The organism is Cupriavidus sp. D39 (assembly GCF_026627925.1).
In the GTDB taxonomy this organism is placed as follows: Bacteria; Pseudomonadota; Gammaproteobacteria; order Burkholderiales; family Burkholderiaceae; genus Cupriavidus; species Cupriavidus ulmosensis.
In genome coordinates, this window is the sequence record NZ_JAPNLE010000009.1 from 2,425,797 (window position 1) to 2,452,609 (window position 26,813).

Genomic DNA, 26,813 nt, shown 5'->3' on the forward strand with positions numbered 1-26,813 from the left:
AGAACGCGGCCCGCGGCCTTGTCTTTTACCTGACCAGGGTTACAACAGCTTGCTCACCGCGCGGCTCATGCGCGGGGATCCGTTGCCAAGGCGCACCAGATTGTCATCGAGCGCTTCGGGCACGTAAAGATAATTCACCATCATGCCGCACGACTGCGCGCGCCCTTGCGCGACAGATCGGCGGCCCAGTTCAGCCGCTCCACGCAGGCGCCATTGCCCAGGTGAAAGCGCGCCACCGGATCGGCCGGCAGCGCCTGCTGGCGCTCGCGCACCAGATAATGCGCGGCCAGCGCCAGCGCGGTGTCGCGCACCATCGCGTCCCCGGAATCGGCAGGCAGCGCGGCCAGCCAGCCGGCGCCGTCGGCGGGCGGCGTGCCGTGGCGCTCGCGCCAGCGCGCCAGGCGCTTGTCGCCCAGCACCTTGGCCACCGACTCGCCATCGCGCTTGCGCAGCCAGTCGGCAAACCCGGGAATGGGCGAGAGCGTGGCGAACTGCTTGAGCTTGGGAAACTCGCGCTGCAATTCCCCGATCACGCGCTTGAGCAGGAAGTTGCCGAAGCTCACGCCGCGCAGGCCTGCCTGCGTATTGGAGATGGAATAGAAGATCGCCCACTTCACGCGGCGCAGGTCTTCCAGCGGCGCGGCTTCGTCCAGCAGCGCGTGGACGTTGGCGGCCATCTCGGGCACGAAGGCCACCTCGACAAAGATCAGCGGCTCGCGCGGCATGCGCGGGTGGAAGAACGCATAGCAGCGGCGATCGGAATCGAGCCGGTTGCGCAGATCCGCCCAGGACGCGATCTCGTGCACGGCCTCGTAGCGGATCAGCTTTTCCAGCAGCGAGGCGGGCGAGTCCCAGGTGATGGGCTGCAATTCCAGCAGGCCCACGTCGAACCAGTTGGAGAACAACGCCTCCAGATCGTCGTCGAGCGGGCGCAGGCCCGGCACGCGCTTGTGCCAGCGCAGCATGTCCGCACGCAGGCCGATCAGGAAATGCAAGCCGCAGACGCTCGCGCCCTGCTGCCCGTGTAGGGCAGCCAGCCGCTTGAAAAAACGGATGCGCGCGTTGGACATGGCCTGTGGCAGGCCGGACGCGGATCTGGCCGCCTTTCCGTCCATGCCATCCTTGCCGTCCTTGCCCTGGTCATCCGCTTGCACGCTGCCGCTGGCCGCGACTTCGGCCAGCACGCCGAGCATGGCCTGGCGCGCGTCATCGCCCGCGGCTTCGTACTCGGCCCGCCAGGTTTGCGCGGCGGTATTGGCGGCGCTGTCGGTCAGGCGCGCGTCGAAGCACTGGCGCAGCTGCTCGCGCTGCCGGCGCAGCACGCGAGCCGGGAGCGCCACGGCCTTGGCGTGCGCCTTGGCATCCGCAGTCGCATTCGGCTTGGCCTTGCCATCGCCCTTACGGCCCCACCACCGGCCGAAGCGCGACAACAGGGTGTCCGCCAACGGCTCATGGCCGCTAAGGGGAGCGCTGACTTTCTGTTCGGTGTTGCTGAGGGAATCCATGGGCGTACCTGCTCTTGGCTGTCTTCTTGGCTGTCTGTTAGCTGCTATCGGTCCATCGGTCCATCGGACTATCGGACTATCGGTTAGTGGATGATTTGCCTGCCAGGTGCAGGCGGGCCTGCTGTGTGCCGGGGGCGGATCGCCGCCATCGACAACGTCGCCGGCCTCGGCCATCTCCGCGGCGTCCAGCGCCCTGAGCGCGCCGCGCTGGCGTAGCAAGTGCGTCTTCATCAGGGTTTCGGCGCCCTCCGGGTCATGCGCCTTGAGCGCGGAGAACACCGACAGATGCTCGGCGCAGGATTCGCGGATGCGGCCTGGCAGCTTCAGGCTCTTGTGGCGCGACAGCCGCAGCACCTTGCGCAGGTCGCTGATCAGGCCGGACAGCCAGCGATTGCCGGCGAGCCGCTGGATGGCTTCGTGGATCTGGTAGTTGGTCTCGTAGTAGGCGTCGATATTGCCGGCTTGCGCATACTGCGTCAGGTCGGCGTGCAGGCTTTCGAGCGCGTCCAGGTCCTCGGCGGTGGCGTTGCGCGCGGCCTCATAGGCGCAGCGCCCTTCCAGCAGCGCCATCAGCGGGAAGATCTCGTCGAGGTCCTGCTCGGACAGCGCGTTGACGAAGCAGCCGCGGCGCGGCTCCAGCCGCACCAGGCCTTCGGCGGCCAGCACCTTGAGCGCCTCGCGCATCGGCGTGCGCGAGATCCCCATCGACTCGGCCACCGCGGCTTCGTCGATCCAGGCGCCGGGCATCAGCGCGTGCTCGTCGATCATGGTGCGCAGGCGCTCCGCGACTTCAAGGTACAGGGCCTGCTGGATGATGCGCATGGTGCCTCCGGACGGAAATGCAATGGCAATGGCATCGGGGTGGCGGATGAAGCGATGGAATGTGTCTTGCCAGGCCCAATAATTCATAATTATGAATAACGGCGACGCGAAGACAAGACAATTCGATGTTGCGCAGCCGCATGCGCTGCATGCACCAGGAAGGTAAAATTGGGCCGCGACGCCCCTGGACAGTGACGGTTAAGTACCCTGACTAGCCCGCCTCGCCAGCGCCGGCGCGGCTCCGGCACAGGCTGTGCAGCCGCCGTACCAGCCAGCGCTCGCCCTGGCACTCTCGCTGACGCGCCGCAGCACGCAGCCTCGGGCGTGAATTGCCACGGTGGCCACGCCAGTCTCGAACGCCATTGCGCTAGCGCGCTGAAAAAACCACCTGCAAATCCGTCGGCATCATCGTAAAGACAAAGGCCTCCCCACTGGCCCCGATCCCGGCGCATGCCTGACATCAAAGTTCTGGCAGACCATCGAAATCGCCGCCTTGGCCTCCAGCAACGCGAGATTGCGTCCCGGACACAAGCGCGGTCCCGAGCCGAACGGCACGAAGCCGCTGCGATGCTGGGCCGCCGCCGCGCCCTGCAGCCAGCGCTCCGGCCGGAACTCCCGGGCAGCGGGGAAGTTGCGCTCCTGCAGCGCGTTGGGCCGGTTCAACAGCACGACCAGCGTCCCGCGCGGCACCCGCACGCCGCCGACAGCCACATCGACGTTGGGTTCGAGGAAGAGGAGCGGCGCGACCGGCTTGAGCCGCAGCGATTCATGCGCGACCGCCTCCACATACACGAGCCTGGCGGCATCCCGTATGTCCTGCAAGACCTCTGCCTGCCCCAGCACCGCCCCAACTTCCTCCTGCATCCTGTGCTGCACCTCCGGGTGGCTGCACATGAAATGCATCATCCAGGCGATGGTGTTGGCGGTCGTATCCTCGCCCGCTACCAGCATGGTGAAGATGTTTGCGAACAGCTCCTCATCGTCCAGCGACGCCTGGCCCGCGGCCTGGGCAACCAGCATCGCCTCCAGGAAGTTGGTCGGATGCGCGGCGAGCTCCGGGCTCTGCGCCAGCCGCTGGCGTGCCGCGGCGATGAACTCGCCGATGGTTTGGCGGATCGCCACCATGGCACGGTCGAACGAGCGGTCCGCCGGCAGCCTGAGGTAGTGCCAGTACGGAAATGGCGCATTGATGCGCCGGTTCACCATCGGCAAGATCTGTTCTAGATGCTTTTGGATAGCCTCGCCTTCGCGCTCCAGCGTATTCATGTCGTAGCCGAAGGCCAGGGCGGTCGTCACGTCAACGGTGTACCGCATCAGGTCATGCTGCACATCCACATGCCGTCTTTGCGCGGCCGCCTTTTGCCATCGCCGCTTCAGCCTCAGTGTGACGCTGGACAGCATTGGAAAGAAATCGCGCAGCCGGTGCGCGTCGAGCGCCTGCGCGACCGGCCGGCGCTGCCTGCGCCACACCTCGCCCTCGGCGGCGAACACGCCGAGCGCGCCCAACTCCAGCGCCACCGCCTCGAGCGCGCCGATACGGCGATAGGTCTCGGGCCGGTCATGGAGGATCTTGTCGATCAACTCCCCTTGCGCGACCACCAGGGCCAGCCGGTTCATCAGGCGGATGCTGTACAGGGGACCGAACGCCTCGCACCATTGCTCGAAGACCAGGTGCATCCGCCGCTGCTCCCATTGCAACTGCAACGCGCTGCCTAGCAAGGGCAGCCCCTTCGGCCCGGGAAGCTCCGCGAGCGAGCGCAGGCCAGGGCTCGGCGGCGACGCTGGCGACGCCGCATCCCGCTCTGCCTGCAGGCGCTGCCACGCGAGCACGTCATCGCGCTCCACCCTGACCTCGCCGTCTTCGACGAAGGCGGTGAACCGCTTCAGGCAGACCTCGGGCCGCTCGGCCGCGCTTCCGGAACCGCAGTCGAAGCGCCAGCCGTGCCCACGGCATGTCAGCGTGCCGTTTTCGATGGCGCCTTCCGCCAGCAGCGTGCCCCGGTGGGGGCAGTGCCCCTGGTAGACCACGGCGCCGCCGCCATGTCCGATCACGACGAGATCCACCCCGTCCACACTGGCCGGCAGCGCAACGTCGTCGCGCAGGTCCGCCGTGGCAGCGACGCGTACCCGCTTCGGGGAAGCCTCGGCTCCAGCCGCCTCACGTGCCATTTCCACCGCTGTCGTTCATGGGCAGCCCCTCTTGGCGAATAGGGGCGGGATGTGTCAAACGGCCCGCCTGACGGGAAGAATACACACCGCCAGCGGTCCTGCCCAAGCGCCGTTGATGCCCATGCCGAAGCCGCCATGCCGATACCGCGCGGCCATCACATACCAGCCATCCACACCACCGTGCCCGACCTCTCGCGAGGAATATCGGCAGGCTGTGCCCCAGGCGCTATGGCTCCAGCCCCGCTGGGCCTGTGCGGCCGAACCAACGCGGAATGTACGGGATCGCCTCATGCAGCGTGCCCAGTACCCGGAAACTGAATCCGGTCACGGCCGGCGAAGGCGGCTTGATATCGGGCACCACGACCACCTGTGCGCCCGAGCGGTTCGCGGCCGTTGCGCCGTTCTCGCTGTCCTCAAACGCCAGGCACGCCTGCGGCGCCACGCCGAGGCGCTCGGCGGCCAGCTGGTAGAGCGCCGGGTCGGGCTTGCCGCGGCGCACCTCATCGCCACCCGAGACGCAAGTAAAGAAATCCAGCACACCCACGCGCCCGAGCCGGTCCTTGATCTCCTCGACGCGGGACGACGATGCCACCGCGCAGGGAATGCCGGCATGGCGCAGCGCCATCAGCAGTTCCTTGGCGCCGGGCTTCAGCGGAAACCTCGGCCCCGTGACCGGCGCATGCAATTGCGCGCCCGCCATCGCCTGCACCTGGCGAAAGGCACGCTCATCGCCAAGCAGGGAAACCAGCAGCGCGTTGGACTCCGGCGCGGCCTTGCCGATGACCTGCACATAATCGCTGGCCGCCAGCGCAATGCCGAGCGCGCGCGCGGCGCCGATCCACGCTTGCATGATGGCGCGCTCGGAGTCGATCAGCAGGCCATCCATATCGAAGATGGCGGCGGTGAACATCGTCATCTGCGCCAGCTTTAACGAACCGGTGCCTGCGCCGTCTGTCCGTGACGGTACGCCCAGACCACCATGGCGATGCCGGCCAGGATCATCGGCAGGCTCAGCCACTGGCCCATGGAGAAGTTCAGCGCCAGCAGGCCCAGGAAGTTATCCGGCTCGCGCGCGAACTCGGCAAGGAAACGGAAGCCGCCGTAGCCGATCAGGAACACGCCCGAGACAGCGCCCATGGGGCGCGGCTTCCTGGCGAACAGCCACAGGATGATGAACAGCGCCACGCCTTCGCCGGCAAATTGATAGAGCTGGGAAGGATGGCGGGGAATGTTGTCGCCGGCCTGCGGGAAGATCATGCCCCACGGCAGGTCGGTGGGCCGGCCCCACAGCTCGCCGTTGATGAAGTTGCCGATGCGCCCGGCCGCCAGCCCGCAGGGGATCATCGGCGCGATGAAGTCGGTGACCTCCATCCAGTGCCGCCCGCGCAGCTTGCCGAACAGCCACATCGCCACGATCACGCCCAAGAAGCCACCGTGGAAGGCCATGCCGCCCTCCCACACCTTGAAGATCTCGAGCGGATGGCTCAGGTAGTAATCGGCCTTGTAGAACAACACATAGCCCAGCCGCCCGCCCAGGATCACGCCCAGCACGCCGAAGAACAGCATGTCGTCCAGGTCCTTGACCGTCCAGCCCTGGGCCGCGATGTGCGGCTGGCGGATGCGCAGGCGCCCGAACCACAGGAACATGATGAACCCGGCGAGGTACATCAGCCCGTACCAGCGGATGGCGAGCGGGCCGAGATGAATCGCAACCGGATCGAATTGGGGATGAATCAGCATGTTTGCCGTGGTTTGGGTTGTAAGAAGAATTGCACGCGCCAGCTTGGCGTCCGGTGCGGCATCAGGGTCAGGATTCAGGCTGCGTCCGTCAGGTGCCTCGCCGCAGCGGCCGCGCCCGGCGCCGTGGCCAGTTTTATGCCAGCCTTTTGCGTCAGCGTCATGGCAGCGGCCAGCGCGCCGGCGATCTCGATGAACGATCTCAGCACGGGGCTCACGCTGTCGGCACCGGCCTCCCGCCACACCAGCCCGGTCTCGATATCGGGCCCGGCGTCGCGCAGCGGCAGGTAGGACACACCGGTACGGCGAAGGTTGCAAAGCGAGGCCGGTACCAGCGCCACGCCCATGCCGGCGGACACCAGGCTGACGATGGTCTGCATCTGGATGGCCTCCTGGGCGATCACCGGCGTGAGGCCTTCGCGCGCATAACAGCCCGTAATGATGTCATAAAACGCCGGCGCGCTTCGCCGGGGAAGATGATAAGCGGCTCGTGCGCCGCATCCTTTAGCGAAACGCCCTCCTCCCCCGCCTTCGCGCCGCCCGGGCACCAGCCTTCCGGCACGGCCAGCACCAGCGGCTCGCGCACCAGCGGCAGGTAGGCCACGCCATGCGGCATGGCCGGTAGTTGCGGGCGGATCACCAGCCCGGCGTCGATGCCGCCGTCCATCAGGGCCTCCAGCTGGATATCGCTGGTGGCCTCGCGCAGTTGCAGTTGCACATTGGGATGGCGTGCCCGGAAGCTGCGCAGCAGGTCGGGCAGGATGCCGTAGTCGGCCGTGCTGACGAAGGCCAGCGACAGCGTGCCGGCCTCCCCGCGCGCCAGCCGCTGGGCCAGGCCCGGCAGTGCTGCGGCGTCGGCCAGCACGCGGCGCACCTCGGGCAACCATTGCTGGCCAGCCGGAGTGAGCGCCACCGAACGCCGCGTGCGGGCGAACAGTTGCACGCCGATCTCCTCCTCCAGCGCCTGGATCTGCTGGGACAGCGGCGGCTGCGTCATGGTGAGACGCTGCGCGGCGCGGCCAAAATGTAACTCCTCCGCCACGGTAACGAAGTAGCGCAACTGGCGCAGGTCCACAGGCGCTCCTGATATGTTTTTCGACTCAATAGAGGTTGAATAATATATTTGACACGATAAAAGGCAAGCGGCATGCTCTCGTCCACAACATGGCAAGAGCCTGCCCGGTCCTCGGAACCCCTGAGGCGCCCCGCGCAGGCCGGCACACTTCCCCCGGAGATTCCCATGGCATACAACAAACGCTCGCAGCACATCACGCAAGGCGTGGCGCGCTCCCCCAACCGCTCGATGTACTACGCGCTGGGCTACAAGAAGGAAGACTTCGACAAGCCGATGGTGGGCATCGCCAACGGCCACTCCACCATCACGCCGTGCAACTCCGGCCTGCAACGCCTGGCCGACGCCGCGGTTGCCGCCATCAAGGCCTCCGACGCCAACCCGCAGATCTTCGGCACCCCGACCATCTCGGACGGCATGTCGATGGGCACGGAAGGCATGAAGTACTCGCTGATCTCCCGCGAAGTCATTGCCGACTGCATCGAGACCGCGGCCCAGGGCCAGTGGATGGACGGCGTGGTCGTGATCGGCGGCTGCGACAAGAACATGCCGGGCGGCATGATCGCGCTGGCGCGCACCAACGTGCCGGGCATCTATGTGTACGGCGGCACCATCAAGCCGGGCAACTGGAAGGGCAAGGACCTGACCATCGTGTCGTCGTTCGAGGCCGTGGGCGAATTCACCGCTGGCCGCATGAGCCAGGAAGACTTCGAAGGCGTCGAGAAGAACGCCTGCCCGTCGTCGGGCTCGTGCGGTGGCATGTACACCGCCAACACCATGAGCTCCTCGTTCGAGGCGCTGGGCATGTCGCTGCTGTACTCGTCGACCATGGCCAACCCGGACCAGGAAAAGGTCGACAGCGCCGCCGAATCGGCACGCGTGCTGGTCGAGGCCATCAAGAAGGACATCAAGCCGCGCGACATCATCACGCGCAAGTCCATCGAGAACGCGGTTGCGCTGATCATGGCCACCGGCGGCTCCACCAACGCCGTGCTGCACTACCTGGCGATCGCCCACTCGGCCGAAGTCGAATGGTCCATCGACGACTTCGAGCGCATCCGCCGCAAGGTGCCGGTGATCTGCAACCTGAAGCCGTCGGGCCAGTACGTGGCGACCGACCTGCACCGCGCGGGCGGCATTCCCCAGGTCATGAAGATCCTGCTCAAGGCCGGCCTGATGCACGGCGATTGCCTGACCATCACCGGCCGCACCCTGGCCGAGGAACTGGAAAACGTGCCCGACACCCCGCGCGCCGACCAGGACGTGATCATGCCGATCGAAAAGGCACTCTACAAGGAAGGCCACCTGGCCATCCTGAAGGGCAACCTGGCACCGGAAGGCGCCGTCGCCAAGATCACCGGCCTGAAGAACCCGGTCATCACCGGCCCAGCCCGCGTGTTCGAGGACGAGCAAAGCGCCATGGACGCCATCCTGGCCGACAAGATCAATGCCGGCGACATCCTGGTGCTGCGCTACCTGGGCCCCAAGGGCGGCCCCGGCATGCCTGAAATGCTCGCCCCCACCTCTGCCATCATCGGCAAGGGCCTGGGCGAATCGGTCGGCTTCATCACCGACGGCCGCTTCTCCGGCGGCACCTGGGGCATGGTGGTCGGCCACGTCGCGCCGGAAGCGCATGTGGGCGGCAACATCGCGCTGGTGCAGGAAGGCGACTCCGTCACCATCGACGCGCACAAGCTGCTGCTGGAACTCAACGTGAGCGAAGAAGAGCTGGCCAAGCGCCGCGCCGCCTGGAAGCAGCCGGCACCGCGCTACACCCGTGGCGTGCTGGCGAAGTTCGCCAAGCTGGCTTCGACCGCCAGCAAGGGCGCTGTGACGGACTGAGGCCTGGCTTTAGTGCCGGAATGAAAAAGCCCGCGAGCGATCGCGGGCTTTTTCTATGGTGCGGGGGAGGTTCAATCTCCCGCCGGTTTGCTCCCCTCTCCCGCCTGCGGGAGAGGGGTTGGGGGAGAGGGCGGGCGCTCGTTACTGCGTCGCGCCGTCAAAAACCACGGGCTCCGCTTCCGGTGGCTCCTAGCTAAGCCCCCTCTCCCCGGCCCTCTCCCCCTGAGGGGAGAGGGAGTGAAAGCCTTCGTCATGGCACGCGGCTTTGGCCTGTTCTTCGGCTTCGTTCGGTGCCTCGGGTCTTTACATCCCGCCCGGATCCCGCTCGATTTCTTCGAGCGTGGCGTCCAGCCATTCCACCAGCCTTGCCTCCATCGCCTGCGTCAGTTCCGCCGCCAGTTGCGCGGTCAGCGGGGCCAGGCGCGATTGCAGCGTGGCTTCGGTATGGGCCTCCACCACCTGCGGCCATTCGGTGCGAAACCGCATCATCACGCGGGTCAGCAGCTCGCTGCGCATGGCGCGCAACTCGTCCGCGCTGGGCGGCGGGCTGGCGTGGTGCGTGGCGTGCGAGACCGAGTAGGCGCCATCCTGGGTGGACGGGGTTGGCTGGTGCAGCGCGGGGATCTCGGGCGCGGGAATGCCGTCGCCGGTCTCACGGGGCATGACGACATGGGTGACCGGGCCGGGCCAGGCCATGTCATGCGCGGGCTGGGCATGGCCTGGGCCGCCAGCGCCGGAATCCGACCACCCCGCGGCTTGCGTCGCCCCCGGCGCATCCGGCGCCGGTTGCTTGGCGCCGTCGGTGGGCAGGTCGATCACCTCCGTCAGCAGCGGAATGCTGTCGTTGGGCCCGATGCGCGGGATCACGCGCGAGGTGGTGCGTTCGGTCATGCGGCGTCCCCTTGCCCTGGGTTGACTGGCCTGCCTGGCCGGCCTGGGCGATATCGTGGTGCGCCAGCGGATAGCCGCGCTCGCGGTACAGGCGAAAGCGCTCGCGCCCGGCGGCGCGATCGTCGGCGTCGCTGCCGACCACCTCGATCATGCGCTCGAAGCTGGCGAACTGCGCCGGCGGCTCGGCGCTGAGGTTGATCAGCAGCTGATGGTGCGGGGCCTGGTCCAGCGTGGCCGCCAGCACGATCGGCGTCACCTCGGCGTTCGGGCTGTCCACGCCGCAATGCGGCAGGAAATCCAGCGCGGAGAACGTCCACAAGCGCGCATCGAGCTGCGCCAGCTGTTCCGGCGCGCCATGCACCACCAGTTTCTGGCCGGCGCCATACGCCTTGCGGATCAGCCTGCAAGCGTAGCCGAGCTTGTCGGGCACGTTGCTGTGGAAATCGATACGCGTCATGGTTGAAAGCAATCCTGTGAGAATGAAGCTAAACAGGGACGGACCCGCGCAGATGCCGGCGCCGGCCCGTCCCTGCGGTCAAGCATCAAGCTTAACCATCAAGCTTCAGCCAGCGCGGTCCATCAGGAACTGCGCCAAGAGGGGCACCGGGCGGCCGGTAGCGCCCTTGGCGGCGCCGCTCTTCCAGGCGGTGCCGGCGATGTCCAGGTGAGCCCAGTCGTACTTCTCGGCATAGCGCGCCAGGAAACAAGCGGCGGTCACGCTGCCGGCCGGGCGGCCACCGATATTGGCCATATCGGCAAAGCTGGACTTGAGCTGATCCTGGTAGTCATCGTCCAGCGGCATGCGCCAGGCGGTGTCCATGGCCTTGCGGCCGGCTTGCAGCAGCTGGTCCGCGAGGCCGTCGTTGCGCGCGTACAGGCCGCTGTTGACGTGGCCCAGCGCGATGATGCAGGCGCCGGTCAGGGTTGCCACGTCCACCACGGCGGCCGGCTTGAAGCGCTCGACATAGGTCAGCGCGTCGCACAGGACCAGGCGGCCTTCGGCGTCGGTGTTGAGGATCTCGATGGTCTGGCCGGACATGCTGGTGACCACGTCGCCCGGCTTGGTGGCGTTGCCGCTGGGCATGTTCTCGCAGGTGGGGACCACCGCGATCACGTTGAGCTTGAGGCCCATCTCGGCCACGGCCTGCAGCGTGCCCAGCACCGAGGCGGCGCCGCACATGTCGTACTTCATCTCGTCCATGCCCTCGCCGGGCTTGAGCGAGATGCCGCCGGTATCGAAGGTGATGCCCTTGCCCACCAGCACCACCGGCGCCTGCTTGGCCGAGGCGCCGTCGTAGCGCAGCACGATGAACTGGGGCGGCTCGATCGCGCCCTTGGTGACCGCCAGGAAGGCGCCCATCTTGAGGGCCTCGATCTGCTTGCGGCCCAGCACTTCCACCTTGAGCTTGTGGCGCTTGGCGATGCCACGCGCGGCATTGGCCAGGTAGGTCGGCGTGCAGATGTTGGACGGCAGGTTGCCCAGGTCCTTGGTGAGCTCCATGCCGTTGGCGATGGCCGCGCCGCGGACCACGGCCTGGGCAGCAGCCTTGGCGTCGGCCGCGTCGACGGTGAGCACCACCTTGCGCAGGCCGGCGGGCTTGTCGGCGCTGTTGCTGTTGCCGTTGCCCTTGGCATTGGCGCGCTTGAGGCCCGGATGGCGCTCCTGCAGGCGGTAGCCGGCTTCGCGGATCAGGGTGACGGTGGTGATCAGGCGCCAGGCCAGGTCGCGAGCGTTGCCGGCCTGCTGGGGCGCCTGCTGCTGGGCGAGGCACCACAGCACATTGGCGGCGCGCGTGCCGGACAAGGCACGCAGCGCGGTGCGCACGGCCTCGGCGAACGCCTTGTCGCCGAACTCGGCTTCCTTGCCGAAGCCCACCAGCAGCACCCGGGCGGCGCCCACGCCGGCCACTTCGTGCAGCATCAGCTGGGTACCGCGCTTGCCTTCGAAATCACCCAGCTTGACGAGCCGGGATACCAAACCCTTGGTTGCTACGTCGAGTGCCTTGGCCACACCGGCCAGGCTCTGTCCTTCAAACAGGCCCACCACCAGACAATCGGTCTTGGTTGCCAGGAAACCATTTTGGCCCGCTTTGCTCCAATCCAAGGCTTTTGTGCTAAATTCCATCGCGCTTCCTTCCAGGGGCTTGTCCACCACGAAAGCTCCTATTATCCGCGATTTGCTGCCGCCGGTCCGCTATGCTGCTAGCAAAGCCTCTCCGGCGCCGACATCGCCCGCGCCGGCCGGCAGCCCGGAACCGACTCCGCATGATCTTTCAACAAGCCTTGCGTCGCGAGCTCGCATACACCGCCGGCGCGGTGTTCCTGGTCATGCTGACCTTCATGCTGACCTCGCTCGTAATCCGTATTCTCGGCATGGCCGCCAATGGCCAGGCCAGCCCCAATGACGTCCTGATGCTGATCGGCCTGGCCACCATCGGCTACCTGTCGATCCTGCTGTCCGCCACCCTGTTCATTTCCACCCTGATCGTGCTCACGCGCTGGTACAAGGACTCGGAGATGGTGGTGTGGTTCTCGGCCGGCATCTCGCTGCGCGACCTGGTCAAGCCGGTGCTGCAGTTCGCCACGCCCTTCATCATCATGTCGCTGCTGCTGGGCATGTTCGCCTGGCCGTGGGCCAACCAGCAAAGCGCCCTGTTCCGCGACCGCTTCGAGCAGCGCGGCGTGCTGTCCATGATCGCCGCCGGCCGCTTCATCGAGCCGGCCAAGGGCAACTACGTGCTCTTCATCGAAGGCATCGACGCCGACATGAAGCACGCGCGCAATGTCTTTGTGGCCAACGCCGAAGCCGACAAGATCGGCGTGGCGCTGGCCCACCAGGGCCAGTTCCAGACCATGCCCAACGGCGACCGCATGGTGGTGATGGAAAACGGCCGCCGCTATGCCGGCACGCCCGGCAAGATCGACTACCGCATCATCGAGTTCGACCAGTACGCGGTCAAGGTGGACAACAAACCACCCGAGACGGAAGCCAACCTGCCGACCAAGAGCCGCGACACCATCGACCTGCTGCGCAGCCCCACCAACGAGAACCTGGGCGAGTTGCTGTGGCGCCTGTCGCTGCCGCTGCTGGCCTTCAACTTTGTGCTGATCGCCATCCCGCTTGCCTACGTCAACCCGCGCCTGGGCCGCTACACGCCCCTGGTCTTCGCGGTGCTGATCTACCTGACCTACAGTAACGTGATCAACCTTTCGCAGGCCTGGGTGCGCTCCGGCTCCATCCCGTTCTCGATGGCCTGGTGGCCGTTCCACCTGATTGCCCTGCTGGGCGCGGTGCTGCTGTTCCGCTACCGCCAGAACCGCAGCCTGGGTGGCTGGCGCGCGGTCTTCGGCCTGCCCCGCAAGGGCGGCAACCGGGGGAGCCAGGCATGACCGTTTTGCGTGTCTACGAGCGTTATTTCGGGCGGCTGATCTACGGCGTCTTCGCCTTCATCCTGTTTGCGGTGCTGGCGCTGTTCGTGTTCTTCGACATGCTCAGCGAGCTGGAGAGCGTGGCCGGCCGCTACACCTCGCTGGTGGCGTTCTTCCACGTCATCCTGCAGGCGCCCACCCGCATCTATGAGGTGCTGCCGATCGCCGTGCTGATCAGCGCCATCTATGTGTTCTCGCAACTGGCCAGCCAGTCCGAGTACACCATTTTCCGGGTGGCCGGCCTGAATACGCGCCAGGCGCTGTTCTCGCTGTTCAAGCTGGCGATTCCGCTGGCCATCGCCACGTTTATCTTCGGCGAGTTCATCGGCCCCAAGGCCGAGCAGTACGCGCAGAAGGTCAAGCTCGAAGCGCTGGGCGCCACGGTTTCCGCAGGCTTTCGCTCCGGCGTGTGGGTCAAGGACCGCGACCGCGATGCCTCCAAGGGCCATGAGGTCACGCGCTTCGTCAACGTGGCCGGCCTGCGGCCCGACCAGAGCATCATCGGCGTCACCATTTATGAGTTCGACGACCAATATCGCCTGAGCGTGATCCGCGTGGCCAAGGAAGGCCGCTACCAGGGCAGCCAGTCCTGGCAGCTCACCGGCGTGACCGAAACCCACTTCCTGGAGCTGCCAAGGGGCGAACCCGGCAAGGCGGACGCCCTGGCGCCATCCTTCCGCGGCGAACAGCAAAGCGTGCCCGCCATGACCATGCGCTCCGAGCTGACGCCGCAGATCCTGTCGGTGCTGCTGGTGGAGCCTGAGCGCATGTCCACGCTGGACCTGTTCCGCTATATCCGCCACCTGCGCGACAACAAGCAAGATACCCAGCGCTACGAGATCGCCTTCTGGAAGAAAGTGATCTACCCGCTGACCCTGTTCGTGATGGTGGCGCTGGCCCTGCCCTTCGCCTACCTGCACGCGCGGGCCGGCGCGGTGGGCGTGAAGGTGTTCGGCGGCATCATGCTGGGGCTGTCCTTCCACTTGTCGAACACGCTGTTCTCCCATGTGGGGCTGCTGCATACCTGGCCGCCGATCGTCTCGGCGCTGATCCCCGGCACGCTGTACCTGCTGGTAGCGCTTGGCGCGTTGCGCTGGGTGGACCGGCATTAAGCGCTAAGGTTCGAGGATGAACACCTCTCCCCTCCCCGCCAGGCCATGGTGCTGTTCGGCCATGGCGCGCGCGACGCGCGCTGGCGCGAGCCGTTCGACCGGCTGCACGCCAGGCTGACGGCCGCCCTGCCGGATTGCGCGGTGCGCATGGCCTTCCTGGAACTGATGACGCCTTCGCTGCCGGATACGCTGGCCGAGCTGGCCGCGGCTGGCGTTGGGGACATCAATGTGGTACCGGCTTTCTTCGGCCAGGGCGGGCATCTGCGGCGGGATCTGCCGGCGTTGCTGGATGATTGCCGGGCCAAGCTTCCCAGTGTGACGATCCGCTGCGCGGCGGCTGTGGGCGAGGATGACAGCGTGCTGGATGCGATTGCAGCTTATTGCGTGGGGACGCTCGGCAGCGCGGAACAGCGCTCCTGAGACATCGAACGAAGCCGACGGGATGCGCCAAAACCGCGCGCCATGACGCCGGCTTTCACCCCTCTCCCACTGCGTGGGAGAGGGAGCAAACCAGCGCCGCACGAACGCAAGTAGCACCCCAAAGAAAAAGCCGGGCAACGCAACGTTGCCCGGCTTTTTCTTTGGCGCCTTAGCCTTGACTTCAGGCCGCCCGGGTTACCCCAAACGCATCCTCACCATCCACATCCTTCGGCACCATCTCGCTAGCCCGCGAGGCGAGCGCGTCGCCGATCATCAGCAAGCTGGGATGCACCGGATTGATCCAGGCCGCCGCCTCGCCCGCCGCCATCTGCCGCAGCGTGAACTGGCGGCTGCGCTGGTGCGCCGAAGTAGCGGCCTCGACCACCCAGGCGGGTGTAGAGGCCGGCTTGCCGTGCGCGATCAGTTGCGCTGCGATGGATGCCGCCTGGTCGCGGCCCATGTAATACACCACCGTATCGGCCTTCACATTGGCCTCCACGTCGATCGTGTCAGCCGCTTTGGATTGCGTCGCAAAGGCCACGCTGCGCGACACGCCGCGCTTGGTGAGCGGCTTGCGGATAGCGGAGGCCGCCGCTAGCGCGGCGGTGATGCCCGGCACGATCTCGTACTCGATGCCAGCTTCTTCCAGCGCCTGCAGTTCCTCGTCGGCGCGGCCGAACAGCATCGGATCCCCACCCTTCAAGCGCACCACGCGCTCGAACTTGCTGGCCTGGTCGACGATCTGGCGGTTGATGAACAGCTGCGCGGTAGAGCGCTGGCCACAGCGCTTGCCCACCTCGATCAATTGCGCCTGCGGGCACCATGCCAGCATCTCGGGCGAGACCAGCGCGTCGTGCAGCACCACCTGGGCTTCGCCCAAAGCCGTGCGCCGCGCACCGTAATGAGGTCCGCGGCACCGGGACCTGCCCCGATCAGGTAGACCTTGCCCATGCCATGCTCCTTCGCGTTCGCTTGATCGACTTGTCTATGCACTCGCCTTAGGCGAACGCACGGATCATGCCAGCGGCCACGGTGTGGTTGGTAGCTTCATCGATCAGCACAAAAGCGCCGGTCGCCGGGTTGTCGCCATAGTTATCGCAGACGATGGGCTTTTGCAGCGAGATCTGCACCGAGCCGATATCGTTCAGGCCGATTTCGTGGCGGTCCGTCTCATGCAACAGCGTATGCACGTCCAGCACGCGATCCACCGACGACACGCGCGCGAACACGCTGGCCGTGGTGTGCTTGAGCACATATTTGCGGGCCGGATTGAGCGATTCGTCATCGAACCAGCACAGGTCGGCGGTCAGCTTCTTGGCCGAAACGCTGTCCGCGGCGGCAGCCACGAACATATCACCGCGTGACACATCCACGTCTTCCGACAAACGCACCGTCACGGTCTCGCCCACGCTGGCCGATTCGGCCACGCCGTTGGGGGTCAGCACTTCCGCCACCAGCGCATCGCGGTTGGCCGGCAGCACGCGCAGCTTCTGGCCCACGCGCACGGTGCCTGCCTCGACCCGGCCGGCATAGCCGCGGAAATCGTCAGCCTGGGCGCCGTCCTGGCGGATCACCAGCTGCACCGGGAAACGCAGCGCGGCGTCGCCTTCGGGAGCGGGTTCTTCCACCGGCAGGGCTTCCAGCAGCGGCAGCAGGGGCTCGCCCTGGTACCACGGCATGGCCTGGCTGGCGTTGACGATATTGTCGCCACGCAGCGCCGACACCGGCACGTAGCGCACGTCCTTCAGGCCCAGCTGGCTGGCCAGCTCGGTGTAGGCGGCGCGGATCTGGTTGAAGCGCTCTTCGCTGAACTCGACCAGGTCCATCTTGTTGATGGCCACGATCACGTGTTGCAGTTCCAGCAGCTTCAGGATGGCGGAGTGGCGCTTGGTCTGCGCCAGCAGCTCGGCACGGCCGTCGGTCACGGTCACGCGGGTGGCGTCGACCAGCACGATGGCGGCATGCGCGGTGGACGCGCCCGTCACCATGTTGCGGGTGTACTGCTCATGCCCCGGCGTGTCCGCGATGATGAACTTGCGGCGCGCAGTGGAGAAGTAGCGATAAGCCACGTCGATGGTGATGCCCTGCTCGCGCTCGGCTTCCAGGCCATCGGTCAGCAGCGAGAAATCGATCTGCTCGCCGGCGGTACGCTTGTTCTTGGCGTTGGTCAGCGCGGTCAGCTGATCGGACAGCACAGCCTTGCTGTCATACAGCAGGCGGCCAATCAGCGTGCTCTTGCCATCGTCGACCGAACCCGCAGTGATGAAACGCAGCAGGCCTTGGTGTGATGCTTGTTTGGTCATTTCAAATCCTTTCTTCATCCATCTCGCAGCGCTCGCTCCGGCGCATAGGCGGGAGGCAGCGCTAGGCGCGTGAGGGCGACGTGTACATTGGTACACGAGCACTCTCGCAACGACGCGATGTGCCCGCCTATGCGTCCGGTTAGAAGTAGCCTTCTTTCTTGCGGCGTTCCATGGACGCTTCGCTGGTCTGGTCGTCCATCCGCGTAGCACCGCGCTCGGTGATCTCGGTCACGGCCGTCTCGGCAATGATCTCGATCGGCGAGGCCGCCGTGCTGGCCACCGGGCAGGTGCAGCTGATGTCGCCAACGGTACGGAAGCGCACCGAGATCACTTCGCTGACGTCGCCGTCCTGCTTGGGCGTGATCGGCGTGACCGGCACCAGCAGGCCGTTCTTCTTCACCACTTCGCGCTGGTGTGCGAAGTAGATCGGGGGCAGTTCGAGTTCTTCACGGGCGATGTACTGCCACACGTCCAGCTCGGTCCAGTTGGAGATCGGGAACACGCGCATCTGCTCGCCGGCCGCCATGCGGGCGTTGTACAGGCTCCACAGTTCCGGGCGCTGGGCCTTCGGGTCCCATTGGCCGAACTCGTCGCGGAAGGAGAAGATGCGTTCCTTGGCACGCGCCTTTTCTTCGTCGCGGCGGGCGCCGCCCATCAGCGCGTCGTACTTGTTGGCTTCGATGGTTTCCAGCAGGGTCACGGCTTGCGCGGCGTTGCGCGAGTCGGTTTCCTTGCGCAGGCGCACGGTGCCGCGCTTGATGGAATCTTCCACATGGCCCACCACCAGGCGCGCGCCAAGCTCGGCCACGCGCTGGTCACGGAAGCTGATCACTTCCGGGTAATTGTGGCCGGTGTCGATATGCACCAGCGGGAACGGCAGTTCGGTCTTGCGCTCGCCCAGGCGGAAGGCCTTGAGCGCCAGGTGCAGCATGACGATGGAGTCCTTGCCGCCCGAGAACAGCAGGGCCGGGTTGCGGCACTCCGCCACCACCTCGCGGATGATGTAGATCGATTCCGCCTCGAGCTTGTCGAGGTGATCGTTTTGCACTTGCAGCAGGTGCGCCACTTCCGGCGCGCCAGTCAGTTCGTTCATGATGCCCATTTCGTCTGGCCTCAATGCTTGATGTTCTGTTCGTGAAGCCCGCACTCTTTCGAGTCCTTGCTCTCCCACCACCACCGTCCGGCGCGCACATCCTCGCCCGCGCGCACGGCACGCGTACAAGGCTCGCAGCCGATGCTGGGGTAGCCCTTGGCATGCAGCGCGTTAACCGGCACGTTATGTCGCTTCAAATAAGCCCAGACCTCAGCCTCCGACCAGTCGGCGAGCGGGTTGAACTTGGGAATGCCGCGCGCTTCGTCGATTTCCTCGAACGGCAGCTCCGAGCGCGTCACCGCCTGCTCGCGGCGCTGGCCGCTCAGCCAGGCGTCGGCGTGGGACAGCGCGCGGTTCAGCGGCTCCACCTTGCGGATGCCGCAGCAGCTCTTGCGCAGGTCCACGCTGTCGTAGAACGCGTTCAGCCCATGGTTCTTCAGGTAGTTCTCGACGGCCTCGGGGTCCGGCGTGAAGCGCTCGATGTCATAGCCGTAATGCGCCTTGACTTCATCCAGCACTGCCAGCGTTTCCGCATGCAGGCGGCCGGTTTGCAACGTGAACACGCGGATGCCGGCGCGCACCTGCTCGGTGCCGCGCAGGATGGCGTCCGTCACCACCATGTCTTCCGCCGCCAGGCTGGAAGCAAAGCGGGCCCGGAAGAAGCGGCCGGCGATTGTCGCCAGGCGCTGGCCCAGCTCACGCTCCTTGGCCTCCAGATCCGCCACGCTGCCGGTGTACTCCGGCGCGGTCCACAGCGCCGGGGGACGCAGTGACGAGACCGGAGCCTCGATGATTGCAATCTCGCTCATGCCGTTTCCTTGCCCAGCGCTTCGGCGCGGTTGCGGCGGAACAGCGGCAGCGGCTCATCCACCGATGCCTGGTAGGCCACGGTGAACTCGGTGAAGCCCTTGATGGCGTCCTCGATGTTCTTGTCCGCGCGCACCGCGAAGGTGTCGAAGCCGCAGCGCTTCATGAAGTTCAGCTGGTCGCGCAGCACGTCGCCGATGGCGCGCAGCTGGCCGGACCAGTTGTAGCGGGTGCGCAGCAGGTAGGCGGTGGAGAAGCCACGGCCATCGCGGAACACGGGGAAATCCACCGCGACCACGGCCACGCTGGCAAACGCGGCCTGCGCGTCGGCCGGCTCGTCTTCCGGCGCCAGCCAGATGCCGGTGATGTCGGCAGCGCGGCCGGCCAAAACGCCGTCCTTGTGCGCCAGCCAGGCGGTCAGCGGGAACAGCACCGCATCCTTGCCTTGTGCGGCGGCGACGATTTGTTCGTCGGTCAGGGCCGCGCCCTCGGCACCGCGCAGCACCGTCCATGCATCGTCGATGATGACCGGAACCGGGTTGGCGCCTTCGCCGCGTTGCAGTTGAATAATCTTTGCCATGTCGTTATCTCCGGTGCTCAGGCTTCGGCGCGTTCGCGCTGCTTGTCGGCGTAGACGCGTTCCTTGAACGGGGCAATGCCGATACGGCCCAGCACGTCGATGAAGCGTTCGTCGTCATGGCGGTTAGCCACATAGGTGTCGATGATGCGCGACACCACGTCCGGCATTTCGTCCGCCTTGAACGACGGGCCGATCACCTTGCCGATGGCGCTCTTGTTGCCTTGCGCGCCGCCCAGCGTGACCTGGTACCACTCCTCGCCGTCCTTATCCACGCCCAGCACGCCGATGTTGCCAACGTGGTGGTGGCCGCAAGCGTTGATGCAGCCCGAGATGTTCAGCGAGATCTCGCCCAGGTCGTGCACGTAGTCCAGGTTGTCGAAACGCTCCTGGATGGCCTGCGCGATGGGGATCGACTTGGCATTGGCCAGCGAGCAGAAATCGCCGCCCGGGCAGGCGATGATGTCGGTCAGCAGGCCGATGTTGGCGGTAGCCAGGCCGCCCTTCTTGGCCTCTTGCCACAGCGCGTACAGGTCGCGCTTCTTCACGTCCGGCAGCACCAGGTTCTGCTCGTGCGCCACGCGCAGCTCGCCGTAGCCGTAGCGGTCGGCCAGGTCGGCGACCAGGTCGATCTGTGCATCGGTAGCGTCGCCCGGGGGCGAGGCAATGCCCGGCTTGGTCGACAGCGTGATCGCGGCGTAGCCCGGCACCTTGTGCGCATGCACGCTGCGGCTCACCCAGCGGGCGAAGGCCTTGTCTTCCAGCAGGTGCTTTTCATACGAGGCGTCGGTGTCCGGCAGCTTGTCATAGGCGGGGGCGCGAAGTATTGCGCCACGCGGTCGAACTCAGCCTGCGTGATGGTGGCGGGACCATCCTTGCTGTGCTGCCACTCTTCCTCGACTTCCTGCGCGAACTTCTCCGCGCCGATGGCCTTCACCAGGATCTTGATGCGGGCCTTGTACTTGTTGTCGCGACGGCCATAGCGGTTGTACACGCGAATGGCCGACTCCACGTACGACAGCAGGTGCTGCCACGGCAGGTCTTCCTTGATCACCGAACCCAGGATCGGGGTGCGGCCCAGGCCGCCGCCGGCCAGGATGCGCAGGCGCGTTTCGCCCTCGGCGTTGCGGTACGCGTAGATGCCGATATCGTGCATCTGCACCACGGCGCGGTCATCGGCCGAAGCCGAGATGGCGATCTTGAACTTGCGCGGCAGGAACGCGAATTCCGGCTGGAACGTGCTCCACTGGCGCAGCAGCTCAGCCAGCACGCGCGGGTCCACGGACTCATCGGGCGTGACGCCGGCGAAGTGGTCGGTGGTGATGTTGCGCACGCAGTTGCCGGACGTCTGGATGCCGTGCATCTCGACGCTGGCCAGGTCGGCCAGCACGTCGGGCACGCGCTCCAGCTCCATCCAGTTGTACTGGATGTTCTGGCGGGTGGAGAAGTGGCCATAGCCGCGGTCATACTCGCGCGCGATATGGGCCAGCATGCGCATTTGCTTGGACGACAGCAGGCCGTACGGAATCGCCACGCGCAGCATGTAGGCATGGCGCTGCATGTACAGGCCGTTCTGCAAGCGCAGCGGCAGGAATTCTTCCTCGGACAGCTCGTCGGACAGGCGGCGGCGCACCTGGTCACGGAACTGGGCTACGCGTTCGTTGACGATGCGCTGGTCGTATTGGTCGTACTGATACATGGTGTGGGTCCGTTCAGTATTCGTTAAATTCAGGAGACGAGCTTGATGGCTACCAGCGTCAGCGTGGTAGCCAGCGCGGCACGCACCAGCCGCTCGGGCAGCGCCCGCGACAGTTGCGCGCCCAGCCAGATGCCGGGGATCGAGCCCACCAGCAAGGCCAGCAAGAGGGTCCAGTTCACCGTGCCGAGCCACACATGGCCCAGGCCGGCAAGCGCCGTCAGCGGGACGGCGTAGGCGATATCGGTGCCCGCCACTTCGGCAGGCTTCATGCGGGGATACAGCAGCAGGATCAGGGTGGCGCCAACCGCACCGGCGCCGATCGACGACACCGTCACCAGCACGCCGATCACGGCGCCCACCACGATGGTGGCAATGGTCTGGGCGCGGCCTTCCAGCTGGAACTGGGGATTGCGGGACAGCCAGGCCAGCAGCTGCCTGCGGAACAGCAGCGACAATACCGTCAGGATCACCGACACGCCGATGGTCATGCGGATGGCATGCAGCCACTGCGCGTTAAGCTCACCGGCGCTCTTGAGCACCAGGATGGCCACCACCGCGGCCGGCAGGCTGCCGATGCACAGGCGGCGCACCACCTGCCACTGCACATGGCCGTGGGCGCGGTGCGCCAGCGTGCCAAAGCCCTTGGTGATAGCGGCGAAAGCGAGGTCGGTGCCAACCGCCGTGGCCGGCGAAAAGCCGAACAGCAAGGTCAGCAGCGGCGTCATGAGCGAACCCCCGCCTACCCCGGTCAGACCGACGAGGACGCCTACTAGCAGACCGGAAACGGTATAGGCAAGAGACATTGGGGTTCACCAGGCCGTTAAGCGCCCGTTGCTGCCTAAAAGTGAGGCAAGCACACGGAGGTTCCGACCGTTCATTAACAAAGTTCGAGAATCGTAATAAACTGCCCTCATATCTCAAACTAATAAGAAGTTGTTTGTTTATACGAACCTAGGTATATGAACCTGCATCAGTTCCGCTTTGTGCGCGAAGCAGTACGTCAGAACTACAACCTGACCGAAGCCGCTAAAGCGCTCTACACATCACAACCCGGTGTCTCCAAGGCAATCATCGAGCTGGAAGAAGAGCTCGGCGTGGACATCTTTACCCGCCACGGCAAGCGCATCCGCAGCCTGACGGAGCCCGGCCGCCGCATCCTGGAGTCGGTGGAGAAGATCCTGCAAGAAGTGGAAAGCCTGAAACGCGTGGGCAAGGACTACGCCGCCCAGGACCAGGGCAACTTCACCATCGCCACCACCCACACGCAGGCGCGCTACGCCCTGCCCCGGGTGATTGCGGAGTTTACCAAGCGCTACCCCAAGGTGCGCCTCTCCATACAACAGGGCAATCCCACCCAGATCGCCGACATGGTACTGCACGACCACGCCGACATCGGGATCGCCACGGAAGGCATCTCGGCCGACAAGAATTTGATCTCCCTGCCCGGCTACCAATGGCAGCATGTGATCGTCATGCCGCCCGACCACCCCCTGCTGGAAAAGAAGCACCTGGCGCTGGAAGACCTGATGGGTTACCCACTCATCACTTATGATCCCAACTTCGCCGGCCGCCCCAAGATCGACAAAGCCTTCGAGCTGCGCCACCTCAAGCCCGACATCATCCTGGAAGCCATCGACGCCGACGTCATCAAGACCTACGTAGAGATCGGCCTGGGCGTGGGCATCGTCGCCGGCGTAGCCTTTGACGCCGAGCGCGACCGCAACCTGCGCGGCATACCAGCCGGCCACCTGTTCGGCACCAATGTGACGCACCTGGCCGTGAAGCAAGGCGCCTACCTGCGCAGCTTTGTGTATACCTTTATTGAGCTGTTCTCGCCGACGCTGAACCGCAAGCTGGTAGAACAAGCCATGTCGGGCGACCACGAAGCCTACGAACTCTGACGCACTACCCCTACCCAATCCTGCGCGGCTGACCAATATAGAGACAGACAGCCACCTGCCGCGCCATGCCAGCCCCGCCACGGCGCCCCGGATGCAACCGGCGCGCGGCAGGGACGGATCACCTTGAATGGCCAACTCCGGTTGACCAGACTTATCAGCACAACCCAGCACCACCTCATTGGCTGCCCCAGGCAGCCAGAAAGACCATATGACCGAGCAAGCCACCATCCACTGGACCGAAGACGGCGAAGAACGCAGCGCAAACTGGCACTCAGAAGCCGGCGCGCCCCGCCCAAGCGCGTCGTCATCGCTGACGACACCACCACCGGCGACACCGCCTACCGCCTCGCCTGCGAAGGCACCGCCATGCTCTGGCGCGGCGACTTCCAGAACGCCCGCCAGCTGCTGCAAGCCCTGGCCCGCCGCGCCGACAAGCCCAAGAAGGCCGCCAAAGCCTCCAAGGTGCCCAAGGCCAAGCCCACCCCCACGGAAGCCTTCCACCTGCACCGCCAGGCCCAGTCCCAGCGCGCCCGCACGCTCTCCATGCTGCTGCTGCCCTTCGACGCCGACCACCTCGTCCCCCTGCGCCGCTCGCCCGACGTGCGCGAAGCCTGCTTCGAAGCCTACGGCGAAGTCGACGCCCCCTACGTGGCCTCCATGCGCGAACTCCTCGGCCTGATCGGCGCCCACGAGTGGCGTAAAAAAGGCGTGGAAATCCCCGCCCTGGCCGAGCGCATCCACCCCTACTACGGCGTGTTCTCCCCCGTGCGCGGCGAATACATCGACCTGGTCGCCAAGGCCCAGCTACCCGCCGGCGCCCTCAACCTGGCATTCGACATCGGCACCGGCACCGGCGTGCTCGCCGCCCTGCTCGCCCAGCGCGGCGTCAAGCGCGTCATCGCCACCGACATGGACCCGCGCGCGCTCGCCTGCGCCAGCGACAACATCCACCGCCTGAAGGCCGCCGCCCAGGTGGAAGTGGTAGAAGCCGACCTCTTCCCCGAAGGCCGCGCCCCGCTGGTGGTGTGCAACCCGCCGTGGGTACCGGCACGCCCGAACTCGCCGATTGAACGTGCGGTGTATGACCCGGACTGCCAGATGCTCAAGAGCTTTATCGCCGGGCTGGCGGATCACCTGGAGCCCAAGGGCGAAGGCTGGCTGCTGCTGTCTGATCTGGCTGAACACCTGGGCCTGCGTACGCGGGATCAGTTGCTGGGCTGGATTGATGAGGCTGGGCTGAAGGTGCTGGGGCGGTTGGAGGTGAAGCCGAACCATCCGAAGGCTACGGATATGACTGACCCGCTGCATGCTGCGCGCGCGGCTGAGGTGACTTCGTTGTGGCGGTTGGGCATCAAGTAAGCTGGCGTTGATCGCTAGCTATAGGTAAGTAGCAAGACCAGGCGGCACTCGCCGCCTGGTCTGAAGACAACCAGAGCCTCTAACGTTGCGCTCTGTTGTCTCCCCTCTCCCGCCTGCGGGAGAGGGGCGGGGAGAGGGCGGGAGCTAGCAAGAGCGACGCCTCTCACCCTTCCAAAAGCCCCCTCCTCCCCCAAACCTCAAAGCAACCCCTGCACCCGATTCAAAGCCGCATCCAACTGCTGCTTCAACGGTGTCAGCAAGCAATGCAACCCGTGGTTGTCTTCCACATCCTCACTGTCGTAATCCAGTAGTCTTAGAACGGCGCCTAGGCCAGCGCTTACCCGTAGCAGGTCGGCGCAGCTTTCCTGCGCGATGCCTTGGGCGTCGTTGCGCAGGGCGTCTAGTTGGTAGGCTAGTTCCTGGACGCTTAGTTTTGTGGGGGTGTCGGCTGGGAAGGTGATGCGGATGAGGTCGGCTAGTAGGTCGGACTGCCGGGAGAGTGTGAGCGTGCGCTCGAGATACTGCGAGGGGATGGACGGGGCGGTGTGAGCGGAGGAGTTGGACATAGCGGTTCCATAGAAGATTTAGCCGCGTGCGGCGGCTGGTGGCCTATGTTTTCGCAGGTTTCCACTCCTGGTCACCTTTGTTTGAGGTGACTGGAGGATTGTCGAGGAGGTTTGGGGCGATGTCAATCAGCGGGGACTACGCAGTGGAGTGCGTCAGCAGGGGGTGTCAGGATTTTTGTGTGCAAGGCTAAAAACCTGCCTGCCGGGCAGGCTGCCCGGCAGGCAGGCCTTTGATCCTATCTCAGCGATGGGGTTGTGTGAAGCGATCCTCGTAGAGGATCGCGAACTGGTTCATGGCGGCTTTCCAGTCGTGCGTGGCGCTGCCCCACTTGCCGGTGATGTTGCGCAAGGCTAGCCACAGCAGTTTGGTGGCCGCTTCATCGCTCGGGAAGTGCCCGCGGGTCTTGATAATCTTACGCAGTTGCGCGTTGATGCTCTCGATGGCATTCGTGGTGTAGATGATCTTGCGGATGGCCGGCGGGAACGCAAAGAATGGAATCACCCGGTCCCAGGCGCGATGCCAGGAGGCTGCAATCGGTGGGTAGCGCTTGCCCCAGTCGCTTTGCTCGAAGGCCAACAGCGCCGCCTCGGCGGCCTCAACCGTGGCAGCCGTGTAGACAGGCTTGAGCGCGGCCGCCACCACACGGCGGTCCTTCCAGCTCGCGTAGTCCAGGCTGCCGCGTATCAGATGCACGACACAAGTCTGCAGTGTCGTGCTCGGGAACACCGCGTTCAGGGCCTGCTCCATGCCCTTCAAGCCGTCGGTCACCGCGATCAGGATGTCTTGGGTGCCTCGCGTCTTCAGGTCGTTGAACACCTTCATCCAGAACTTTGCCCCTTCGGTGGTCTCGATCCACAGGCCCAGGATGTCACGCGTGCCATCGGGCAGCACGCCCAGCGCCAGATAGACCGCCTTGCTGCGCACGACGCCATCCTCGCGCATCTTGACCCGCAGCGCGTCGAAGAACACGACCGGGTACATGACCTCCAATGGACGGGCCTGCCAGGCGGTGACTTCCTCCATGACCGCATCCGTTACCGAGCTGATGAACGCGGGCGACACCTCAGTGCCATACTGCTCGACCAGGAACGCCTGGATCTCGCGTACCGTCATGCCGCGCGCATACATGGCGATGATCTTGTCGTCAAAGCCAGTAAAACGCCGGTCGTGCTTGGGAATCAGGATGGGCGCGAAGCTGCCGTCGCGGTCGCGCGGGATCGCCAGCCGCAAGGGTCCCGTGTCCGTAAGCACGGTCTTGGCGCTGGAGCCATTGCGCTGGTTGGTTGCATCCTCGGGCGCTCGGCACCCGCCGGGTAGCCCAGGTGATGGCCCAGCTCCGCGCCCATCGCCCGCTCGATCAGGGCCTTCTTGAACGCCATGGCGGCGTCTTGCACCGCCTCAGCAGTCATCGGACCTTTAACGAACTGATCGATCAGCTCCTTAGGGATGGTCGGAAGGTCCCTGGGTATGGCCTTTGGTTTGCGTGGCATTACATGCTCCTTGTCGAC

Annotated in this window: 16 protein-coding genes and 8 pseudogenes; 6 read left to right on the forward strand and 18 right to left on the reverse strand. The window is 65.6% G+C overall.

What is annotated here, in order from left to right:
- Positions 1-39: 39 nt before the first annotated feature.
- The 6 genes and pseudogenes from OMK73_RS23315 to OMK73_RS23340 all read right to left on the reverse strand — a co-directional run bounded on the left by OMK73_RS23315 (position 40) and on the right by OMK73_RS23340 (position 7,308).
- Positions 40-1,505: pseudogene (locus OMK73_RS23315) on the reverse strand (malonyl-CoA decarboxylase domain-containing protein).
- 173 nt (positions 1,506-1,678) lie between these two features.
- Positions 1,679-2,327: pseudogene (locus OMK73_RS23320) on the reverse strand (GntR family transcriptional regulator); the annotation flags it as partial.
- Positions 2,328-2,732: 405 nt separating this feature from the next.
- Complete coding sequence (locus OMK73_RS23325) at positions 2,733-4,496, reverse strand: cytochrome P450 (RefSeq protein WP_267604119.1); 1,764 nt, start codon at positions 4,494-4,496, stop codon at positions 2,733-2,735.
- 226 nt (positions 4,497-4,722) lie between these two features.
- A complete protein-coding gene (locus tag OMK73_RS23330; RefSeq protein ID WP_267606486.1) occupies positions 4,723-5,406 on the reverse strand; it encodes an HAD family hydrolase in 684 nt (227 codons plus the stop codon).
- 17 nt (positions 5,407-5,423) lie between these two features.
- Positions 5,424-6,236: a prolipoprotein diacylglyceryl transferase gene (lgt, locus tag OMK73_RS23335; protein ID WP_267604120.1), complete on the reverse strand. Its 813-nt coding sequence runs from the start codon at positions 6,234-6,236 to the stop codon at positions 5,424-5,426.
- A gap of 74 nt (positions 6,237-6,310) precedes the next feature.
- Positions 6,311-7,308: pseudogene (locus OMK73_RS23340) on the reverse strand (LysR family transcriptional regulator).
- Positions 7,309-7,473: 165 nt separating this feature from the next.
- Between OMK73_RS23340 and ilvD the strand changes: the two are divergent.
- Positions 7,474-9,147, forward strand: coding sequence for a dihydroxy-acid dehydratase (gene ilvD / locus OMK73_RS23345; RefSeq protein ID WP_267604121.1), 1,674 nt, complete (start codon positions 7,474-7,476; stop codon positions 9,145-9,147).
- 303 nt (positions 9,148-9,450) lie between these two features.
- Here ilvD and OMK73_RS23350 read toward each other — a convergent pair whose 3' ends face one another.
- The 3 genes and pseudogenes from OMK73_RS23350 to OMK73_RS23360 all read right to left on the reverse strand — a co-directional run bounded on the left by OMK73_RS23350 (position 9,451) and on the right by OMK73_RS23360 (position 12,163).
- Entirely contained in the window at positions 9,451-10,038 is a 588-nt protein-coding gene (locus tag OMK73_RS23350; protein WP_267604122.1) for a hypothetical protein, read from the reverse strand.
- 40 nt (positions 10,039-10,078) lie between these two features.
- Positions 10,079-10,495, reverse strand: a pseudogene (locus OMK73_RS23355) (DNA polymerase III subunit chi); the annotation flags it as partial.
- A gap of 105 nt (positions 10,496-10,600) precedes the next feature.
- Positions 10,601-12,163, reverse strand: coding sequence for a leucyl aminopeptidase (locus tag OMK73_RS23360; protein ID WP_267604123.1), 1,563 nt, complete (start codon positions 12,161-12,163; stop codon positions 10,601-10,603).
- 140 nt (positions 12,164-12,303) lie between these two features.
- On the opposite strand from OMK73_RS23360, the gene lptF reads away from it, so the two are divergent.
- The 3 genes from lptF to OMK73_RS23375 are packed head-to-tail and all read left to right on the forward strand — an operon-like array spanning position 12,304 to position 14,999.
- Positions 12,304-13,428, forward strand: coding sequence for an LPS export ABC transporter permease LptF (gene lptF / locus OMK73_RS23365; RefSeq protein ID WP_267604124.1), 1,125 nt, complete (start codon positions 12,304-12,306; stop codon positions 13,426-13,428).
- Positions 13,425-14,579 (forward strand): LPS export ABC transporter permease LptG, encoded by a 1,155-nt coding sequence (gene lptG, locus OMK73_RS23370; protein WP_267604125.1) that lies wholly within the window; start codon positions 13,425-13,427, stop codon positions 14,577-14,579. Before lptF ends, lptG begins: the two co-directional genes overlap by 4 nt.
- Before the next feature lie 45 nt (positions 14,580-14,624).
- Positions 14,625-14,999, forward strand: coding sequence for a sirohydrochlorin chelatase (locus OMK73_RS23375; RefSeq protein ID WP_267604126.1), 375 nt, complete (start codon positions 14,625-14,627; stop codon positions 14,997-14,999).
- A gap of 181 nt (positions 15,000-15,180) precedes the next feature.
- Here the strand turns inward: OMK73_RS23375 and cobA are convergent.
- The 7 genes and pseudogenes from cobA to OMK73_RS23410 all read right to left on the reverse strand — a co-directional run bounded on the left by cobA (position 15,181) and on the right by OMK73_RS23410 (position 22,281).
- Positions 15,181-15,950, reverse strand: a pseudogene (cobA, locus tag OMK73_RS23380) (uroporphyrinogen-III C-methyltransferase).
- A 47-nt stretch (positions 15,951-15,997) separates the two neighbouring features.
- A complete protein-coding gene (locus tag OMK73_RS23385) occupies positions 15,998-17,302 on the reverse strand; it encodes a sulfate adenylyltransferase subunit 1 (protein WP_267604127.1) in 1,305 nt (434 codons plus the stop codon).
- Positions 17,303-17,441: 139 nt separating this feature from the next.
- Complete coding sequence (cysD, locus tag OMK73_RS23390) at positions 17,442-18,404, reverse strand: sulfate adenylyltransferase subunit CysD (protein ID WP_267604128.1); 963 nt, start codon at positions 18,402-18,404, stop codon at positions 17,442-17,444.
- 11 nt (positions 18,405-18,415) lie between these two features.
- Positions 18,416-19,204: a phosphoadenylyl-sulfate reductase gene (locus OMK73_RS23395; protein WP_267604129.1), complete on the reverse strand. Its 789-nt coding sequence runs from the start codon at positions 19,202-19,204 to the stop codon at positions 18,416-18,418.
- On the reverse strand, positions 19,201-19,782 hold the full coding sequence (locus tag OMK73_RS23400) for a DUF934 domain-containing protein (RefSeq protein WP_267604130.1): 582 nt from the start codon (positions 19,780-19,782) through the stop codon (positions 19,201-19,203). The genes OMK73_RS23395 and OMK73_RS23400 overlap by 4 nt, the downstream gene beginning before the upstream one ends.
- Before the next feature lie 17 nt (positions 19,783-19,799).
- A pseudogene (locus OMK73_RS23405) lies at positions 19,800-21,478 on the reverse strand (nitrite/sulfite reductase).
- 29 nt (positions 21,479-21,507) lie between these two features.
- Positions 21,508-22,281: a sulfite exporter TauE/SafE family protein gene (locus tag OMK73_RS23410; RefSeq protein ID WP_183036659.1), complete on the reverse strand. Its 774-nt coding sequence runs from the start codon at positions 22,279-22,281 to the stop codon at positions 21,508-21,510.
- A gap of 156 nt (positions 22,282-22,437) precedes the next feature.
- Here OMK73_RS23410 and OMK73_RS23415 point away from each other — a divergent pair, with 156 nt between their 5' ends.
- Both OMK73_RS23415 and OMK73_RS23420 read left to right on the forward strand, forming a co-directional pair.
- Positions 22,438-23,379, forward strand: coding sequence for a CysB family HTH-type transcriptional regulator (locus OMK73_RS23415; protein WP_267604131.1), 942 nt, complete (start codon positions 22,438-22,440; stop codon positions 23,377-23,379).
- Positions 23,380-23,587: 208 nt separating this feature from the next.
- A pseudogene (locus OMK73_RS23420) lies at positions 23,588-24,738 on the forward strand (50S ribosomal protein L11 methyltransferase).
- 197 nt (positions 24,739-24,935) lie between these two features.
- Here OMK73_RS23420 and OMK73_RS23425 read toward each other — a convergent pair.
- Both OMK73_RS23425 and OMK73_RS23430 read right to left on the reverse strand, forming a co-directional pair.
- A complete protein-coding gene (locus tag OMK73_RS23425) occupies positions 24,936-25,304 on the reverse strand; it encodes a DUF1484 family protein (RefSeq protein ID WP_267604132.1) in 369 nt (122 codons plus the stop codon).
- 241 nt (positions 25,305-25,545) lie between these two features.
- Positions 25,546-26,795: pseudogene (locus tag OMK73_RS23430) on the reverse strand (IS256 family transposase).
- Positions 26,796-26,813 lie beyond the last annotated feature (18 nt).